Raw genomic sequence first — 17,061 nt, forward strand, 5'->3', positions numbered from 1 at the left:
CCCAGATAAACCGGGGCTGATCTTAAGATAGTTAATAACGGAATTACTTGGTATTAATTTGATTCCAAACGTTCTTACGAATGAAGTCGGTTGTTGCGTTTGGCATGCCAACATAGTCCAACTCAGCGGCCATCTTATTACCCTCTTTGAAGGCGAAGTCAAAGAACTTAATTACTTCAGCAGAGCGAGCCTTGTTTGCTGGATCTTTGTACATGAGGATGAATGAAGCACCAGTGATTGGCCATGATGTTGCACCAGGCGCATTGGTAATAAAGGTTCCCATACCAGGAATCTTCGCCCAATCTGTACCAGCAGCTGCAGCAGCAAAGGTTAGGTCATCCGGCTGGACAAATTGACCGGCTTGGTTACGCAACTGAACGTGGGTCATATTGTTCTTCTTGGCGTACGCATACTCAACATAGCCAATCGAGTTCTTCACACGTGATACGTTCGCAGCAACACCTTCGTTACCCTTACCACCAACCGATGAAGCAGCAGGCCACTTCACAGCAGCACCAGCACCAACAGCCGATTTCCAGTCTGCGCTTACTTTAGCCAAGTAGTCAGTGAAAATTGCAGTAGTACCAGATCCGTCTGCACGGTGAACTACGGTAATCTCACCAGCAGGAATCTTCACGCCTGGGTTCAGATCAGCAATGCGCTTGTCATTGAAGTTGGTGATCTTGCCCTGGAAAATATCAGCCAAGGTTTGACCGTCTAAACGAATTTGGCCTGGCTTGATACCGTCTAAGTTAATGATTGGCACTACACCGCCAATAATTGCGGGGAACTGAACCAATCCATCGGCCTGTAGATCCTCAAACTTCACTGGGTTATCAGTTGCACCAAAGTCTACAGTCTTGGCTTTAATTTGTTTGATACCGCCTGAGGAACCAATTGATTGGTAGTTCAAACTAACACCAGTACGGGCTTTATAAGCTTCAGCCCACTTGGCATAAATAGGGAATGGGAAACTAGCGCCAGCGCCAGTAATTTCCTGTGCAAAGGCTGCAGGAGCAAAACCAGCGGTGGTCATGGAAAGAGCCGCTACTGCTAGGGCTTTTTTCAAGGTAATCGTCATTTATCTTCCTTTAAATGGTTCTCGCACGTCGCGATAGCTGAACGATAAATAGGAAATATGACGCTTTAATGACAACTTAGGGCATGGGGAATATAAAAAATCAATATAAATCAATCGCTTAGGAAATATTTCCTACGAATGACGATATTAATTCCCCCTCAGATTTTGAGGGGGAGCACTGGCTTATGCTGGATTGCTTGGGGGATTACCTGCCGCAGGTGCGGCAACCGCCGAACTAGCTGGTACGACCGCAGCCTTCTTTGCAGGAGCCTTCCGGACGGGAGTCTTTTTCTTTACCGCAGGAGACTGCCGGGGTACTAATTTCTTGGTAGGCGCCCTTTTCTTGCTAGCCACCTTGGATTGAACGGTTTTGCTCGCCTTCTTTGCCACACTTTCAATGTTCTTTTCAGCAAGTTCGACCGCATCGGCAACAGCTTTACGTCCTTCCTTGAATACTTTGGCGCCAGCGTCTGACACCTCACGAACGACCTTGGCAAGCTTCTCACCACCCATGGGGATCTTCTTATCGGCCTCTTTAATCCAATCGCTAATGGCATCGCGTGCACGATCAAAGTGCTTCTCTGCCCCATCGGCTGCCTCAGTACCAATATCTTTGAGGATTGCTTTTACCTTCTTCTGATAAACGCTCATTCGCTTAGCCGCATCATCAGCAGCCTTCTTCTGCATGGCCTGTAACTTCGTGACATCCTTTTGCGCTGCCGTTTTGGCTGCTTCCATGGCTTGCTGCATGTTGTAGCGCAACTCCGCAGCATGATGCTCGCTTAGCTGCTTGGCAGCATCAAGTAACTTGTGTGAGAGAGTAAAGAGTTCTTTCGCTTTGGCTTTCTTTGCGGCTTCAGACGGCTTTTTCATTCCAGACCTCGGGACAATTTAAGGAAACCCAGTCTACCAAAGCAATATGACAATAAATTGCTGCGCTGCACAATCATTGGGCTGTCATGAACCTGACATGAAACGGTCACAGAGTAAATTCATAATGAATGCACTCCCTGAAAGTTGTTATCACCGCCCCGAGTGGGCGGTCTTTTTTTAAGAGGCGAGGTTTTGATCGACTTGACTGCACAGCACATCCCCGTAACTACACAAAATGCAGCAATCATTTTTACTAACGCCATAGGGACGATGGCAATGCGCACATTGATGAAATTGCTTACTATCGCTGGTATCGACCGAGATAACTTCGGTTGCTTGGCAGTGGGGACACGTTAGCGTTGCTTGCATGAATTGATTCATCATTACCGTGCGATTTTCCTGTGGAATTATTTCAATCTGATGAAATCAATGAAAAATAATCTGCGTTATATTCTGACCACCGCTCTCCTTAGCGTTGCTTGCCTGACTCTAGCGCCAGCTAACGCTAATCCAATTCGATTTGTGACGCTTGGTGACATGCCCTATCGCTCTGCCGACGAAGCTGCGTTTATCAATCTCATCACTGAAATCAATCAGACCAATCCCGCATTCACGATCTTTGTCGGTGATACTAAAAGTGGTGGTTCGCCCTGCACCAATGCCTATCTTGAATCCATCTGGAAATCCTTCAATCGCTTTGAGAACCCATTAATTTATACGCCTGGTGATAACGAATGGACCGATTGCCATCGCCCGTCAGCTGGTTCATTTAATCCAGAGGAGCGCTTGCAATTTATTCGAGAGTTGTATTTTCCGAATAACAACAGCTTGGGGAAAAAGCCTCTGCGCCTAATTCGGCAAGCAGATATTGATCCGGCACATAAACTCTTTGTCGAGAATGCCTACTGGGTCAGTGGCGCCACTCTCTTTGCGACAGTGCACGTGGTTGGCTCAAACAATAATTTTGAGAATGCAAGTGAATACGCCATGCGCAATCGCGCTAATCTTGCTTGGCTTGATTATGTTGTTAAAGTTGCACAGGAGCGTGCACTCGATCATCTGGTAATTGCGATGCAAGCAGATTTATTTTATTCCCCTGAGCAAGCAAGTTCATCAAAAAGTGGGTTACGCGATACGATTGCCCGTCTCAATCAACTCTTATCGCAATGGAATAAACCCGCGTTGGTAATCCATGGCGATAGCCATCAACTCATCATTGATCAGCCCTTCAAACACCCGGGTACGAAACGCGTTATTGAGCGTGCCTATCGAATACAAGTGATGGGTGATCATCAAGTTGAAGCGCTTGAAATCACCATCGATTCAGGTAAGCGCAGCCCCTTTAGTTTTCGTCCACTGGTGATTCGTTAGCGACTATGCTCCGACGGGCTTGCCGTCCTCGCGCCAAATCACAATCGTTGCTGAACGTGGTCGCGAGAACAACTTGCGATCCGGCCAGTCACTAAATGCTTTTGGCTTATCGGGATTACTGCGCTCACTCGGACTCTCGCCAGGGTGTTGAATATTGACAAACATCGTTTTGTAATCCGGTGTTAGATCGACGCCAGTCACCTCAGAGCCATTTGGACCAATTAGAAAACGCCTAAACTCGCGCGTCACCGGGTCTGCAGCAAACATCATATTGTTGGTAATCCGTGCATAGGCGCCCTTCCCAAGAGCTCCAGAAGAGATATCGGTCTGAGTCCATAAGATACCGCGTTGATCAAACCACAAACCATCGGGTGAGCCAAACACATCCCCCCGAATGTTCCCTTTTAAGTTGGGGTCGGTGTTATCAGGGTCACCTGCCAAGACAAAGATCTCCCAATCGAATCGATCATTCGCTGCGTCCTGCTGACGTGGCCGCCAGCGGATGATGTGCCCCATCAAATTATTCGCACGGGGACTAGCAGCATTAACAGGAAACTCTTTGCCACGCTGATTGTTGTTGGTCAGTGCTACATAAACATCTTTCGCGGTTGGATGAACCGCTACCCACTCCGGGCGATCCAAAGGAGTTGCTTTCACCTGATCAGCCGCTAAACGTGTTTCAACCAAGATGTATGCTTGATCGGCAAAACCGTTCTCTGGAGTTAAGCCATTTTGCCCAAATACCAAAGGAATCCATCGACCTTCCCCATTATCAGAAAACTGTGCAACCGATAAGGTGCCTTCATCGAGAAGTGTGCGATTAAGCTCGGGTTGATTGGGTTGATACTTATTCTTGCTGACATAGCGATACACATATTCACCGCGCTGATCGTCGCCCATATACACCACCACCCGTCCATCCTTCGCCAAGGTCACTTCAGCACCCTCGTGCTTAAAGCGCCCTAATGCGGTGCGCTTGATCGGTGCTTGATCGGGATTACGTGGATCAATTTCAACGACCCAACCAAAGCGATTGGGCTCATTGGGATTGAGATCCACGTTAAAGCGCTCATCAAACTCTTCCCAGCGGTATCCAAAGCCTTTAGCATTAATACCAATGCGCTGTTCTTCCTTGGATACCTTCCCCTTCTTCACAAAGTATCCGTTAATGTTCTCTTCGCAGGTCAGGTAAGTACCCCATGGCGTTACACCATTTGCGCAATTGTTAATCGTGCCTAAGGCCAAACGACCTTTGGGATCGGATGCGGTTTGCAGGTACTGGCTGCCAGCGGCTGGGCCTGAGATAGCGCACGGAGTGTAGCCAGTAATGCGACGGGTATAGGGTCCTGAGACCACTTGCCAACTTCCCTTCTCATCCTTTTGAATATGTGCAATCGTGACACCATGTGCAGCCTGACTTTTTCTGACCTTCTCCAATGACCAGTTCTTCATGCCATCTGGATGCAAGAGTCCATCGTCGGTGTATTCGTGATTAACAACCCATAAGCCTTTATTGGAAGAACCTTGATCGGGAAAGAATGCACAACCGTCATGGTGCATACCAAATTGTTTGGCTTGCTGCTCAGGTGTATTAATCACATCGTAGGAAATCACCGGAAACTTACCGTTAATTGGATCTCCCCAAGCTGCCAATACTGCCCAGCGGTATCCTTTGGGAACCACAATACCATCCGTTGCCATGCTAAGTGGGACGGATTCAAAGGTAAACGGTTTGGCTGCGCCCCACACGGATTTTGCAGTTTGTGCAAATCCAAAATTAGATCCAAAGAGCGCAACTACTGCAGCACTCGATTTCAGAAATAAGCGACGCTGCGATTGCTCGGTAATGGCTTGGGCAGGATCAAATCGCTGATTAACAATCGGGTTATCGAATTCATTCATGGGTCACCTCGTAGTAAGAATTTATATATTCAAACGAATTAATGACAATTTTATGAATAGATATTCGATATGGCGTCTGCGCATTCTAGGGGCTAACTTTCACAATGGCTTAATAAAGTTGTCATGTTAGTGAGCAACTATCCAATAGGTACGTCTTTCATGACTCCAAATGCATCAAAAGTAATGAATATATTGAGCATAACCTAGGATAAGGATGACAACTTTCACTACCGAAGATCGTATTAACGCTGAAATCGAACCCATTCCATTTTTTGGGGTTGTAGTTATTAACTCTGAAAAAATTCGAGTCTATCGGTTTAAATCATGGGATGCGGAAGATGATAACCACTTTCAACTTTCTGAATTCTATGCAACACGTCAATTTATTGAACAACTACATCATGTGAGCATCATTGAGCACGACTTTATCGTGGTTGATTCATTGCTTTTAGATCACTTGGGACGCTACTTTATTGAAACACCTTAATGAACTATTTATCTTATGAATAAATACATCGTTCCTGTCACTTTTAAGGTTGAAACAAAAATAGTGATTGAGGCAGAAAACCCTTCTGATGCGATTGAAATTGCATCGGACTTAGGAATTCATAATTTCCTATTATTGATTTTTTTCATCACTGTATTGATGAAAATATTACTGATGAAGCTACGATTGAATTAGTCGAAAAAACAAACGATAAGGCGTTAAGGCATCTTGAATTGTTATGAGTCACTTGGAACTTATAAATGATTTATGCAGCGGGCCTCTAGTAACCATTCATCAATGAGAACCCGTTACACACATCTTTAGCATTTGCCATTTAGATTTCACTGCAGACCCATACAATTTGCGTAATACGTAACGGTAGCTGGCCAATCCGAAAATACCCCCTTCACACCAACCTGTTGAGCTAGTATATCGAGCACCTCAAAGGTTTGACCATCGTTATTGATTGCGCCCTTAATCGACTGATGATACCAAGCACCGCCGTTTACTAAGGGGCCGTCTCGCTCTAGAGTCCATGTAATGATATTTAATCCTGCCGCTTTTGCTACTTTTGCATATTCAGAAGGAATGATTTGATTACGATCATTTAAAGTCAGTAACACCCAAATCGGGGGACCAATATAGCGGACACCCAGCTGATAAAGCTCCTGCATTGTTGGTTTCAGTTCTTCTGGTTTTGCAGGGTTAAAATTTTTGAGCAAATAACGATCGTCTAAATAAACCGCTTGTTTACCAAACTCTGGTTCATTCCTTATCCAATACAAAATATCATTTAAGTTAAATGATTGTGGAAAGACATCCCTTGCGGGAATTCGCATCATTTTGTACTCATCAATTAATGCTTGAGCATATTGCTCTTGGGAAAATCCTTGATATGGCATCGGAACAGATGGGGCTTTAAGTTCTGGCGTGAACTTTCCTCCAAATTTTTTAAATAGCTCTATAGACTCACGATGCGTTAATAAAGTTCCCCCACGATTTACATAAAGATCCGTCCGCCAAGATGGGGTTCCTTTCATAAACTCTGCTCTATCTTTAGCCTGTCGATTAAAACCATCCATCTTTCCTTTTAAAGTTTTAAACTCGGTCAAAGTAATATCAGAAGTTCGACACTCAGCAGATGCTGGATTTTTATCTGAAACTGGGTTGAACGATTTGGTGCATTGGTTGGCTAAAGGAGTAAGCAAAATATTCGTTGTTGTATGAAGATCATTTTGGGCATGACGACACACCAATTGCTTATCTTTTGTAAATGTAACATCGCATTCAAAAATACCTGCTCCCATTAAATACGCCGCAAAATTTGACTCCAAAGTATGCTCTGGAAACTGCAAAGGGGCACCACGGTGAGCGATTGAGAAATTCGATTTTTTAGGTAATTGATTCCTACAGCTTGACAATTTATTTTTTAAGGGACTTTCTGGCATTGCCTCAATTAAGATGAATGGTCTAACACCATATTGATGCTCTTGACCAATGATCGGCGAACAGAAGATTCCTGTCAGAATCAAAAGTATTAATTTTTTTATCATACGATTCAATATTATTACTAGCTATATTTAAAATTCTTTATGACAAGATGATGACGAATGCTTCATAACTATGAATTGACTTGTTTTATGCATAGCAAATCACTATGCAGCTATTGAGCCCAATCGATATCTATTGCGAGCGCTTAGATGCCAGCTTTTGGTCTGAGCCAATCAATGCGATCACCAACTTAGCGTTCATCATCGCAGGATTTCTTATTTGGCGAATAGGATCACCGCGCTCTAGGTTAATGGCTATTTTGCTCATTCTGATTGGTCTAGGTAGCTTTAGCTTTCATACTTTTGCTAATCGACTAACGGGTCTCTTAGATGTTCTTGCGATCGCACTGTACTTAATCAGCTTTGCATATCTAATCCCAAAACAATGGTCTTGGGGCTCGCGCTGGACTCCAATCGGATCGGTGATTGGGCTCTTTATTCTGATTGCGCTTTGTCAATTAGCAATCAATGCTGTGAAGCCCGTGTTCCCTTGGGCTCCCCCTGGAATGTATTTGGGGGCTTGGTCAGCACTGCTGCTCTATGCCGTGATCACTCAGTATTCCAATCCTATCGCTGCACGCTATTTATGGCTGGCAGTCTTGGTGTTCCCTTTCTCGCTCCTGAGCCGTCAGCTCGACCTGCCCTTGTGCGATTCTGGCTTTAGTACCCACTGGCTATGGCATGTACTCAATGGTCTGACACTCTATTTAACCAGCTATGGCCTTTGCTTAACGCGCAATACCTCAAAACCAACTATCTGAAGCGACTTGCGCTGGAACTAGTCCAAGCATCACCCAGACCCGCCTGGAACTGATTGAGTTTTTGTGCACCGTTACGTTGCAATAAGGCGCCCTCGTCAAGATCCAGAATCAATGAGGCCAAATACTCAGATTGATAACTACCGCTTCGGCACATCATCATCTGGGGCGTGAGATAGCGCGGATGCGAGATCCCAGCTGAGGCCAATAGTCCGCGCAATGCCTTCAGGGTATTTTGATGAAAGTTATAGACGCGTTGCGCCTTATCAACCGGATCTAAAGATCGTTGCCGTAAGGGGTTTTGAGTAGCAACACCGGTTGGGCATTGGTCGGTATTGCAAGAGCGCGACTGAATACAACCCAGAGCGAACATAAAACCGCGCGCTGAGTTACACCAATCGGCCCCCAGAGCACTGACACGAACCATATCAAATCCAGAAATAATCTTGCCTGCTACACCAATGCGAACGTGATCTCGAAGACCAACCCCAATCAAAGTCGCATGAACCAAACGCAAGCCATCCCGCATCGGCATACCCACATGGTCAACAAATTCAGTGGGGGCTGAACCAGTACCACCTTCACTACCATCGATTACAAAAAAGTCTGGGTAGATACCAGTTTCAAGCATTGCCTTCACGATGGCAAACCAATCGCCAGGTTGACCAATGCACAGTTTGAAGCCAATGGGCTTACCGCCCGATCGTGCACGCAAGGCAGTGACAAACTCTAACATTTCAATTGGGGTTTTAAACGCAGAGTGTGCTGCCGGAGAAATACAATCCTGACCCATCGGGATTTTGCGGGTGAACGCGATTTCGGGGGTAATCTTGGCAGCCGGTAGCACGCCTCCGTGGCCTGGTTTTGCCCCCTGAGAAAGTTTGATTTCAATCATCTTGACGGAATCCAATTGTGCAACTTGCGCAAAGAGATCAATATCAAATTGTCCTGCAGGGGTGCGGCAACCAAAGTAGCCCGATCCAATTTCCCAAATCAGATCTCCACCGTTCTGCAAATGATAGGGTGAGACCGATCCTTCACCGGTATCGTGCGCAAAGCCGCCCAGCTTAGCTCCCTTGTTTAAAGCGAGTATGGCATTGGCTGACAATGAGCCAAAACTCATGGCTGAGATATTAAATAGTGATGCTGAGTATGGCATTGCGCATTGCTCATTCCCAATCTGCACCCGCAGATCCTCTATCTGCGACACATCTAACGGGGTACTACTTTGACTCAACCACTCGTAATTGGGTTGGTAGACATCATCAATGGTGCCAAAGGGCCGCTGATCAGAAACATTCTTGGAGCGTTGATAAACTAAGGCACGCTGATTTCGAGAGAAAGGCAACTTCTCGCGATCTGACTCAATAAAGTACTGTCTAATCTCGGGCCGAATAAACTCGAGCCAAAACCGCAGATGCCCAATCACAGGGTAATTGCGAAGCAATGAATGCTTTGTTTGGATCTGGTCAACAATCCCTACCCCAAAAATGGTGAGAGAGACCGCCATCAAAATCCACCACAGCAACTCCCCATTCGCAATTATCAATCCAAGGAATAGCAGGGCTAGGATACCGCTAAGCTGCCAAACAAAATAGCGCGACATGCTTGCAGTTAAATCAAGAGGGTCGTTTATTCAGCGTTTGGAATTTTTCCAGCCGCAAATGAGGCGGGGTCATCCTTCTCATAAAGGCACCAGTACTGGATTTCATTGAATAGGAACTCTCGTTCTTTGTAGGTTAGATTGCGAAACTCTTCTAAGGAGATTCCCTCGCCCGCTCGTAACTGTTTCATAAATGCAATCATTTGATCCCGCATCACAGCCCCTTTTTAAATGAAATTAGTAAATATCTGGTACGTACATTTCTTTTGGTACTGGTCCGCGAATGTAATCCGGATTATGTACACGCTCAGGTAGAACAATATGAGGATGCTCAATCTCCTGATACGGGATTTGCGCAAGCAAATGATGGATGCAATTAAGTCTAGCGCGCTTTTTATCATTCGCAGCCACCACCCACCAAGGTGCTGCAGGTCGATGAGTAGCCTCCAGCATTGCCTCTTTCGCTTTGGTGTAATCCTCCCAGCGCCGTCTAGATTCCAAATCCATAGGGCTTAATTTCCATTGCTTTAAGGGATCGTTGATACGTTGGGTGAAGCGGTTGTATTGCTCCTCATCGGAAATCGAGAACCAGTACTTGATTAAGATAATTCCGGAGCCGATGATCATTTTTTCAAACTCGGGAACGGTCTCAAGGAACTCCCGATACTCTTTATCGGTACAAAAGCCCATGACCTTCTCAACGCCAGCGCGGTTATACCAACTGCGATCAAATAAAACGATTTCGCCTGCTGCCGGCAAGTGTGCAATATAGCGCTGGAAGTACCACTGAGTCTTCTCCCGCTCCGATGGCGCAGATAAGGCAACCACTCGGCAAACCCGTGGATTTAGGCGCTGAGTAATGCGTTTAATAGCGCCGCCCTTACCCGCTGAGTCACGACCTTCAAACAGAACTACGACCTTGAGTTTTTGATGAACTACCCAGTCTTGTAATTTGATGAGCTCTTTTTGAAGACGAAAAAGCTCCCGAAAGTAAAACTGGCGGTTTAGTGAAGTGAGGCCATCGCCATCACCCCCCAATCGCTGATCATCGAGCTCGAGCTCAAGCTCCTCATCTAAGTCATCAAGGATTTCATCTTGGGCTTTTTTGTACCACTCAGAAAGTTCTTCCTGGTTTATCTTCACAGTTTGCTCCTTTGAGTGTTACCTTACAAAATCCCTATGACTCCAATATGACAATTCAATTGCTGACACAAAACTGACATCACAGTGTCATCATTGGAGATCATGATCTTGATCTCCCTTCATGTTGTTTTTGATCCGCCCCTTGTGGGCGGTTTTTTTGGGAGTCTGGATAAAGTTCGACCTAAGATCGATACGGAGACACGCCATGCAAAACAAAGATAAGATTGCGATTGCTGAGCTTGAGAATCAGTTCAAGCACTACGATATTGACCATCAAGTGAAAGATCGCTTGATCTGGCAATACCTCATTAATCGTAAGATGAAACGCGAGATGGATATCCAACAGAATGAAGTGGACACCGATTGGGAAAACTAAACGCTGACTTCCTTTGCAATTGCCTCGGCGCTTGCTTGGGCTAGGGCTTGCTCATTGGCCTCAACCATCACACGCAGAACTGGCTCGGTTCCTGAGGGTCGGATCAGAACCCTGCCCTTACCAATCAAGCTTTGCTCGACCTTGCTGACCATCGCATTGAGCTTTTGATCAGTCTGCCACTGATAATTTGGATTGGTCTTCACATTGATGAGCACTTGCGGATAGATAGCGATGCCATCTAGCAGTTCGTTTAAGGATTGTTGCTTTTGTTGCATCGCTGCGAGCACTTGCAGGGCTGCAATCGTGCCATCGCCAGTGCTGTGTTGATCCAAACATAAAAGATGCCCTGAACCTTCACCGCCAATCACCCACTGCTTGGCTTGTAAGAGCTCAAGTACGTAGCGATCTCCGACCTTGGCTCGCTCAAATCCAAGACCCATTTTCTTGATGGCAACTTCAATTGCTAAGTTCGTCATCAAGGTACCCACTACTCCGCCAATTACCTTGCCTTGCTCTAAGCGATCTTTGGCCAAGATGTAGAGGAGCTCATCGCCATTGAAGAGACGCCCACTTTGATCCACCATTTGCAGGCGATCGGCATCACCATCGAGGGCGATCCCAATATCGGCATTCACTTCCTTCACTTTGGCAATCAGCGCAGCGGGTGCGGTTGCACCGCAATGATCGTTGATGTTCTTGCCATTGGGTTCTACTCCAATCGCAATCACCTCAGCGCCGAGCTCATGAAACACTGGGGGTGCGGTGTGATAGGCAGCGCCATTGGCGCAATCGACCACAATCTTCAATCCTTTAAGATTTAGGTCTTGTGGAAAAGTGGATTTGCAGAACTCAATGTAGCGCCCTGCCGCATCATCCAAACGAAATGCCTTACCAATTTTGTCGGAGCTAACACAGCCCATCGGTTTCTCGAGCTCTGCTTCAATCTCAAGCTCGATCGCATCGGAGAACTTATCGCCTTTGCCATTAAAAAACTTAATACCGTTATCTTGATAGAGATTATGCGAAGCAGAGATCACCACACCAGCAGATAAGCGCAGTGCTTTGGTGAGATAAGCGACCCCAGGAGTCGGCATTGGACCGCACAAGGTGACATCGACCCCGGCTGCAGAGAACCCAGACTCCAAGGCAGCTTCGAGCAAATAGCCTGAGACCCGCGTGTCTTTACCAATTAGGATGCGTTGACGCTCATTGGGCTTGCCATGGCGCTTAAGCACCATACCAGTAGCGTAACCGAGGCGCAACATAAACTCCGGAACGATAGGAGGAATGCCAACTTCACCCCGAATGCCATCGGTCCCAAAATATTTTTTAGTCATGCTTCATTATAAAACTGAGGTGCTTTGCTCTCGCATAGCCTGCCAAACCTGAAGCGCGCTCACGGTCTCGGGTACATCGTGAGTGCGCACAATCATGGCACCACGCTCCACTGCCAATATGGCTGCCGCAATACTCGGGATCAAACGCTCGCCCACCTCAAGATTGGTGACCTTGCCCAGCATCGACTTACGAGATAGGCCCGCTAAGACCGGGTAGCCATGCTCTGTAAATACGCTCATGTGTGCCAATAACTGATAGTTGTGCTCAAGGCTTTTACCAAAGCCAAATCCGGGATCGATTGCAATGCGTTGGGAACTAACTCCCGCCTCCTCGATGATTGCAGCGCGCTCCAATAGGAATGCCTGCACCTCTTGAACCACATGTTCGTAGTTGGGATCAAATTGCATCGTTTGAGGATCACGCTGCATATGCATCAACACAATGCCACATTGGCTTGATTTGATGGCATCGACTGCTCCCGCTTGTCGCAAAGCCCAAATGTCATTGACGCAATCAACGCCCATGGCAAGAGCTGCTTGCATCGTTTGTGGCTTATAGGTGTCGATCGATAACGCAACACCGCAATCCTTGAGCTCTTCAATCACCGGTAAGACGCGATCGAGCTCCTCTTGTAAGCCAACGGGTTCAGCTCCTGGTCGGGTGGACTCTCCACCAATATCGATGATGTCAACGCCCGCAGCAAGCATTTTTTCTGCTTGAGCAAGGCCTGCATCGCGTTGATAAAAACGTCCGCCATCCGAGAAGGAATCCGGTGTGGCATTGAGGATGCCCATCACCAATGGGCGTCTACGCTGATTGGTGGGGAACTCAAAAAGAAAACGCCCGCAGCGCCATGCCACGGGCGATGATAAATACGACATGCTTACGCGGTTGCGGGTGCGCTACCTGCCGCTGGACCCTGCGTACCACCGCCACCCGCAGAGTTACCAAAGGCAGTCGCGGTGACTGGCTTAGGTGGCTTCGGTGTGCGCCCTGCCATGATGTCATTGATCTGCTCAGAATCAATCGTCTCCCACTCTAAGAGTGCGGTGACCATGGCTTCCACCTTGTCACGGTTCTCTTCCAAAATCTTCTTGGCGAGTGCGTATTGGCTATCAATCAGAGTCCGAATCTCGGCATCGACCTTTTGTTGGGTGAGCTCCGATACGGTCTTGCTGTTCATGCGACCAAACATGCTGTCTTGCTCCGTGTCGACATAGACCATGGTACCCAAGCTATCGCTCATGCCATACCGAGTCACCATATCGCGGGCCATTTTGGTAGCGCGCTCAAAGTCGTTCGATGCTCCAGTACTCATCGAGCCCAAGAACACCTCTTCAGCAGCACGGCCACCAAACAAGATGGCTAACTCTTCGAGCATGCGATCTTTGTATAAGTTGACCCGATCAAACTCCGGCAGCTGCCAAGTTACACCAAGCGCCATACCGCGCGGCATGATGGTTACCTTATGCACCGGGTCAGCCTTGGGTAGCATCTTTGCCACCACCGCATGACCCGACTCGTGATAAGCCGTATTACGACGCTCTTCCTCGCGCATCACAGCGGACTTACGCTCAGGACCCATATAGATCTTGTCCTTGGCATCTTCGAAGTCTTGCATATCCACCGCGCGCTTACTACGACGCGCTGCAAACAAAGCCGCTTCATTGACCAAGTTAGCTAGATCAGCACCCGAGAACCCAGGAGTACCACGAGCCAAGACCGCAGGATCAACGTCGGCATTGATTGGCACTTTGCGCATATGCACGCGCAGAATTTGCTCACGACCCCGAATGTCAGGTAAACCAACATGCACTTGGCGGTCAAAACGACCAGGGCGTAGTAAGGCGCGATCCAGAACATCCGAACGGTTGGTCGCAGCGATCACGATCACACCGCTATTGGTCTCAAAGCCGTCCATCTCGACGAGCATTTGGTTTAAGGTTTGCTCGCGCTCATCATTACCGCCGCCCATGCCAGCACCACGATGACGACCTACTGCATCGATCTCATCAATAAAGATGATGCAAGGTGCATGCTTTTTAGCGTTCTCAAACATATCGCGTACGCGCGCAGCACCAACACCCACAAACATCTCAACGAAGTCGGAGCCTGAGATTGAGAAAAATGGTACTTTAGCCTCGCCTGCAATCGCACGGGCCAATAAGGTCTTACCGGTTCCAGGAGGACCGACTAAGAGTACGCCATGTGGAATCCGACCACCAAGCTTTTGGAACTTTTGGGGATCTTTGAGGAAGTCGACAATCTCAAATACTTCTTCTTTGGCCTCGTCGCAACCCGCAACATCCGCAAAGGTCACTGAATTGCTGTTCTCATCAATCAGACGCGCCTTGGATTTACCAAAGGAGAACGCACCACCCTTACCGCCACCTTGCATCTGGCGCATCATGAAGAACCAAAAGCCGATGATTAATAAGGTAGGTCCTAAGTAATAGAGTGCAGAGACCAATAAATTGGGTTCGTCTTCGGTCTTGCCAGTGACCTGAACACCGTATTTCATGAGATCACCCACCATCCAGATATCGCCTGGGGAGATGATCGAGTATTTGTTGCCATCAACTGGGGTGATTTGCAGGGTACGACCTTGCACATCCACGCGCTTGATCTTGCCAGCCTTGGCATCATCCATAAATTGGGAATACGTGACCTGATCTTGAGTCCGTGGTTTATCAAACTGTTTAAAGACAGTAAACAAAACCAGGCCCACGATGAGCCATACACCCACTTTTTGGAACATATTGTTATTCAAAATACACCTTTGCCGGATCAATCCGGGAGTTATCGGGGTTGAGAACCAAACCTCACCCTATGTATTTGATTCTACTCCCGTTGAAATTCAAGGGTTGGAGGTCTAATTTATCCTAAAAATGCTGGGTTTTCTATGGTTTGTGGGCAATCTCTGCGATTTGCCCTACTTCAAATAGCGCCCTAGCAGAAAGGTTTCCGAGGATTTATCCCGTGAAGCCTTGGGTTTACGGGGGGAAACGGTCTTAAATACCCCCTTAAATGCCTCAACTATTTGACTATAGCCACTCCCATGAAAGCACTTGATCAAAAGTGCCCCATCGGGCTTGAGATGCTCTTTGGCAAACTCCAAAGCGAGCTCCGCGAGATTGGCCATCCGCGCAGCATCGGCTACACCGACGCCTGAGAGATTGGGGGCCATATCGGAGAGTACTAAATCAACTTTGCCATTTGCCTCCGGTGGCAAAGCGGCCTCGAGCGCCTGCAAGCCCTCCTCCTCTCGAAAATCGCCTTGAATAAAGGTGACATCCGCCACGGGCTCCATCGGCAAGAGATCAATAGCGATGATGCAACCATCGGGCTTACCGGCAGTCTCGGGTGTTGGATGTTTGCGAAGCTGCACTAAGCGATTGCGAATGTACTGACTCCAGCTACCTGGGGCGCTTCCCAAGTCAACTACGGTCATCCCGGCTTTAATCAGATGATCTTGTTCATCGATCTCCGAGAGCTTATAGGCCGCCCGCGCACGATAGCCCTCTTTCTGCGCGAGCTTGACGTAGGGATCATTGACATGATCGTGCAACCAATTTTTATTGAACTTGTTCTTTGCCACAAACGCTATTGTCCTTGTTTTGGGTTGCACAGTGCAAATCATCTATGATGCAGGGATGACTGCTCTTTCACTCACACCAGCGCAACGCAAGGCTCACCGCGCGCAAGCCCACGCCCTCAACCCCGTCGTCATGATTGGTAACGAAGGTCTCACAGCCGCGGTTCGCAAAGAAATTGATCGTGCCCTATCGAGCCATGGTCTGATTAAGATCCGCGTACTGGGTGACGATCGCGATGCCCGTATTGCAATGTATGAATCGATATGCGATGAGTTGAGTGCCGCCCCGATTCAGCACATTGGCAAACTCCTTGTGGTGTGGCGCCCTGTCGCATCAAAGCCTGAGAAAGTAGTCCCCACTAAAAAAGTAGCACGCGCCTATCAAACCGCTCGCAGCAATCAACGCGGCAGTGGCTCGCGTGTGGGCTTCAAAAAAGCAGCCGTGGCCAGCACCAGCAAACCAAAGCGCCGCAAGACTCGCTTAGCTAGCCCCAAAAAAGCGGCTTTGGGTTAATCGCCAAACCAAATAAATACCCAGAAGACTTTGCACCAAGAAAACACTGCTTGAAATGCCGTGCAAGGTAGCAAACAAACTCGCTGACGGTGAATACATCACTGGCATGCCTTGTAACAAGGCGTCCTCGCGTAAGTTCTCCATCCAGGGCATGAGCACGAAACTGCCAAGCGCGGCACACACAAGCATCGCAAGCAGAATCCAACGAATCGCACGATAGGCTTGCAACCCACGACTTACCAAGAGGTTTGCTAAGACCAGTAGCGCCACACAGAGCACCAGACTCACGTACGCCTCTACCTGGAAAATCGTACCAGCCACCATACCGGCTACCTGACGATCGGTGAGGGTTGCAAATAGCGTCGGCGCAACTAAGTAGCCAACAGTAATTAGGCTACCAACCCAAAGACTACTGATGAAGAGAAATAGGCGTTGCGCAATTTGGTGCTGGGTGGATTGAGCTTGCATCG

At 47.7% G+C, this 17,061-nt stretch carries 18 protein-coding genes; 5 read left to right on the forward strand and 13 right to left on the reverse strand.

Annotation, left to right across the window (positions count from 1 at the left end; translation table 11 throughout):
• Positions 1-43: 43 nt before the first annotated feature.
• From pstS to AOC32_RS06505, 3 genes are all read right to left on the reverse strand, one after another.
• On the reverse strand, positions 44-1,081 hold the full coding sequence (gene pstS, locus AOC32_RS06495) for a phosphate ABC transporter substrate-binding protein PstS (RefSeq protein WP_108508688.1): 1,038 nt from the start codon (positions 1,079-1,081) through the stop codon (positions 44-46).
• A 183-nt stretch (positions 1,082-1,264) separates the two neighbouring features.
• Positions 1,265-1,954 (reverse strand): hypothetical protein, encoded by a 690-nt coding sequence (locus AOC32_RS06500; protein WP_108508689.1) that lies wholly within the window; start codon positions 1,952-1,954, stop codon positions 1,265-1,267.
• A 177-nt stretch (positions 1,955-2,131) separates the two neighbouring features.
• Positions 2,132-2,338 (reverse strand): GDCCVxC domain-containing (seleno)protein, encoded by a 207-nt coding sequence (locus AOC32_RS06505; RefSeq protein ID WP_108508690.1) that lies wholly within the window; start codon positions 2,336-2,338, stop codon positions 2,132-2,134.
• 45 nt (positions 2,339-2,383) lie between these two features.
• On the opposite strand from AOC32_RS06505, the gene AOC32_RS06510 reads away from it, so the two are divergent.
• Positions 2,384-3,325, forward strand: coding sequence for a metallophosphoesterase (locus AOC32_RS06510; RefSeq protein ID WP_159074914.1), 942 nt, complete (start codon positions 2,384-2,386; stop codon positions 3,323-3,325).
• 3 nt (positions 3,326-3,328) lie between these two features.
• Here the strand turns inward: AOC32_RS06510 and AOC32_RS06515 are convergent, their stop codons facing one another.
• Positions 3,329-5,227: a PhoX family protein gene (locus AOC32_RS06515; protein WP_108508692.1), complete on the reverse strand. Its 1,899-nt coding sequence runs from the start codon at positions 5,225-5,227 to the stop codon at positions 3,329-3,331.
• Between the two features lie 214 nt (positions 5,228-5,441).
• Here AOC32_RS06515 and AOC32_RS06520 point away from each other — a divergent pair, with 214 nt between their 5' ends.
• Positions 5,442-5,714 carry a hypothetical protein gene (locus tag AOC32_RS06520; RefSeq protein WP_108508693.1) on the forward strand — a complete coding sequence of 91 codons (273 nt, stop codon included), beginning with the start codon at positions 5,442-5,444 and terminating at the stop codon, positions 5,712-5,714.
• 341 nt (positions 5,715-6,055) lie between these two features.
• Here the strand turns inward: AOC32_RS06520 and AOC32_RS06530 are convergent, their stop codons facing one another.
• The gene (locus tag AOC32_RS06530; RefSeq protein ID WP_108508695.1) at positions 6,056-7,267 is read right to left on the reverse strand and encodes a glycerophosphodiester phosphodiesterase family protein; all 1,212 of its coding nucleotides are present in this window, start codon (positions 7,265-7,267) and stop codon (positions 6,056-6,058) included.
• 104 nt (positions 7,268-7,371) lie between these two features.
• Between AOC32_RS06530 and AOC32_RS06535 the strand changes: the two genes are divergently transcribed.
• Complete coding sequence (locus AOC32_RS06535) at positions 7,372-8,025, forward strand: ceramidase domain-containing protein (RefSeq protein ID WP_108508696.1); 654 nt, start codon at positions 7,372-7,374, stop codon at positions 8,023-8,025.
• On the opposite strand, the gene AOC32_RS06540 is transcribed toward AOC32_RS06535, so the two are convergent.
• Genes AOC32_RS06540 through ppk2 form a run of 3 tightly spaced genes read right to left on the reverse strand, consistent with a single transcriptional unit; the run spans position 8,018 to position 10,768 of the window.
• On the reverse strand, positions 8,018-9,628 hold the full coding sequence (locus AOC32_RS06540) for an FMN-binding glutamate synthase family protein (protein ID WP_108508697.1): 1,611 nt from the start codon (positions 9,626-9,628) through the stop codon (positions 8,018-8,020). The two genes, AOC32_RS06535 and AOC32_RS06540, sit on opposite strands and share 8 nt — an antisense overlap.
• A gap of 26 nt (positions 9,629-9,654) precedes the next feature.
• Positions 9,655-9,840 (reverse strand): hypothetical protein, encoded by a 186-nt coding sequence (locus tag AOC32_RS06545; protein WP_108508698.1) that lies wholly within the window; start codon positions 9,838-9,840, stop codon positions 9,655-9,657.
• A 22-nt stretch (positions 9,841-9,862) separates the two neighbouring features.
• Complete coding sequence (gene ppk2, locus AOC32_RS06550) at positions 9,863-10,768, reverse strand: polyphosphate kinase 2 (protein ID WP_108508699.1); 906 nt, start codon at positions 10,766-10,768, stop codon at positions 9,863-9,865.
• 205 nt (positions 10,769-10,973) lie between these two features.
• On the opposite strand from ppk2, the gene AOC32_RS09775 reads away from it, so the two are divergent.
• Positions 10,974-11,144 (forward strand): hypothetical protein, encoded by a 171-nt coding sequence (locus AOC32_RS09775; RefSeq protein ID WP_159074915.1) that lies wholly within the window; start codon positions 10,974-10,976, stop codon positions 11,142-11,144.
• Here the strand turns inward: AOC32_RS09775 and glmM are convergent.
• The 4 genes from glmM to AOC32_RS06570 form a co-directional block, all read right to left on the reverse strand.
• Positions 11,141-12,481, reverse strand: a complete 1,341-nt coding sequence (glmM, locus tag AOC32_RS06555; RefSeq protein WP_108508700.1) for a phosphoglucosamine mutase — start codon at positions 12,479-12,481, stop codon at positions 11,141-11,143. The genes AOC32_RS09775 and glmM overlap by 4 nt on opposite strands.
• A gap of 6 nt (positions 12,482-12,487) precedes the next feature.
• Positions 12,488-13,363, reverse strand: a complete 876-nt coding sequence (gene folP / locus AOC32_RS06560; protein WP_108508701.1) for a dihydropteroate synthase — start codon at positions 13,361-13,363, stop codon at positions 12,488-12,490.
• Between the two features lie 2 nt (positions 13,364-13,365).
• Positions 13,366-15,252 (reverse strand): ATP-dependent zinc metalloprotease FtsH, encoded by a 1,887-nt coding sequence (gene ftsH / locus AOC32_RS06565; RefSeq protein WP_108508702.1) that lies wholly within the window; start codon positions 15,250-15,252, stop codon positions 13,366-13,368.
• A 162-nt stretch (positions 15,253-15,414) separates the two neighbouring features.
• Positions 15,415-16,080, reverse strand: coding sequence for an RlmE family RNA methyltransferase (locus AOC32_RS06570; RefSeq protein WP_108508703.1), 666 nt, complete (start codon positions 16,078-16,080; stop codon positions 15,415-15,417).
• 55 nt (positions 16,081-16,135) lie between these two features.
• On the opposite strand from AOC32_RS06570, the gene AOC32_RS06575 reads away from it, so the two are divergent.
• On the forward strand, positions 16,136-16,591 hold the full coding sequence (locus tag AOC32_RS06575) for a YhbY family RNA-binding protein (protein ID WP_108508704.1): 456 nt from the start codon (positions 16,136-16,138) through the stop codon (positions 16,589-16,591).
• On the opposite strand, the gene AOC32_RS06580 is transcribed toward AOC32_RS06575, so the two are convergent.
• Positions 16,559-17,059, reverse strand: coding sequence for a DUF4149 domain-containing protein (locus tag AOC32_RS06580; RefSeq protein WP_234409716.1), 501 nt, complete (start codon positions 17,057-17,059; stop codon positions 16,559-16,561). The genes AOC32_RS06575 and AOC32_RS06580 overlap by 33 nt on opposite strands.
• Positions 17,060-17,061 lie beyond the last annotated feature (2 nt).

This window comes from Polynucleobacter acidiphobus (genome assembly GCF_003065385.1).
Lineage (GTDB): Bacteria > Pseudomonadota > Gammaproteobacteria > Burkholderiales > Burkholderiaceae > Polynucleobacter > Polynucleobacter acidiphobus.

Bases quoted from the DNA above. Each gene is read 5' to 3' on its own strand.
- pstS (WP_108508688.1), bottom strand. From the start codon at position 1,081: ATGACGATTACCTTGAAAAAAGCCCTAGCAGTAGCGGCTCTTTCCATG.
- AOC32_RS06500 (WP_108508689.1), bottom strand. From the start codon at position 1,954: ATGAAAAAGCCGTCTGAAGCCGCAAAGAAAGCCAAAGCGAAAGAACTC.
- AOC32_RS06505 (WP_108508690.1), bottom strand. From the start codon at position 2,338: ATGATGAATCAATTCATGCAAGCAACGCTAACGTGTCCCCACTGCCAA.
- AOC32_RS06510 (WP_159074914.1), top strand. From the start codon at position 2,384: ATGAAAAATAATCTGCGTTATATTCTGACCACCGCTCTCCTTAGCGTT.
- AOC32_RS06515 (WP_108508692.1), bottom strand. From the start codon at position 5,227: ATGAATGAATTCGATAACCCGATTGTTAATCAGCGATTTGATCCTGCC.
- AOC32_RS06520 (WP_108508693.1), top strand. From the start codon at position 5,442: ATGACAACTTTCACTACCGAAGATCGTATTAACGCTGAAATCGAACCC.
- AOC32_RS06530 (WP_108508695.1), bottom strand. From the start codon at position 7,267: ATGATAAAAAAATTAATACTTTTGATTCTGACAGGAATCTTCTGTTCG.
- AOC32_RS06535 (WP_108508696.1), top strand. From the start codon at position 7,372: ATGCAGCTATTGAGCCCAATCGATATCTATTGCGAGCGCTTAGATGCC.
- AOC32_RS06540 (WP_108508697.1), bottom strand. From the start codon at position 9,628: ATGTCGCGCTATTTTGTTTGGCAGCTTAGCGGTATCCTAGCCCTGCTA.
- AOC32_RS06545 (WP_108508698.1), bottom strand. From the start codon at position 9,840: ATGCGGGATCAAATGATTGCATTTATGAAACAGTTACGAGCGGGCGAG.
- AOC32_RS09775 (WP_159074915.1), top strand. From the start codon at position 10,974: ATGCAAAACAAAGATAAGATTGCGATTGCTGAGCTTGAGAATCAGTTC.
- glmM (WP_108508700.1), bottom strand. From the start codon at position 12,481: ATGACTAAAAAATATTTTGGGACCGATGGCATTCGGGGTGAAGTTGGC.
- folP (WP_108508701.1), bottom strand. From the start codon at position 13,363: ATGTCGTATTTATCATCGCCCGTGGCATGGCGCTGCGGGCGTTTTCTT.
- AOC32_RS06575 (WP_108508704.1), top strand. From the start codon at position 16,136: ATGACTGCTCTTTCACTCACACCAGCGCAACGCAAGGCTCACCGCGCG.
- AOC32_RS06580 (WP_234409716.1), bottom strand. From the start codon at position 17,059: ATGCAAGCTCAATCCACCCAGCACCAAATTGCGCAACGCCTATTTCTC.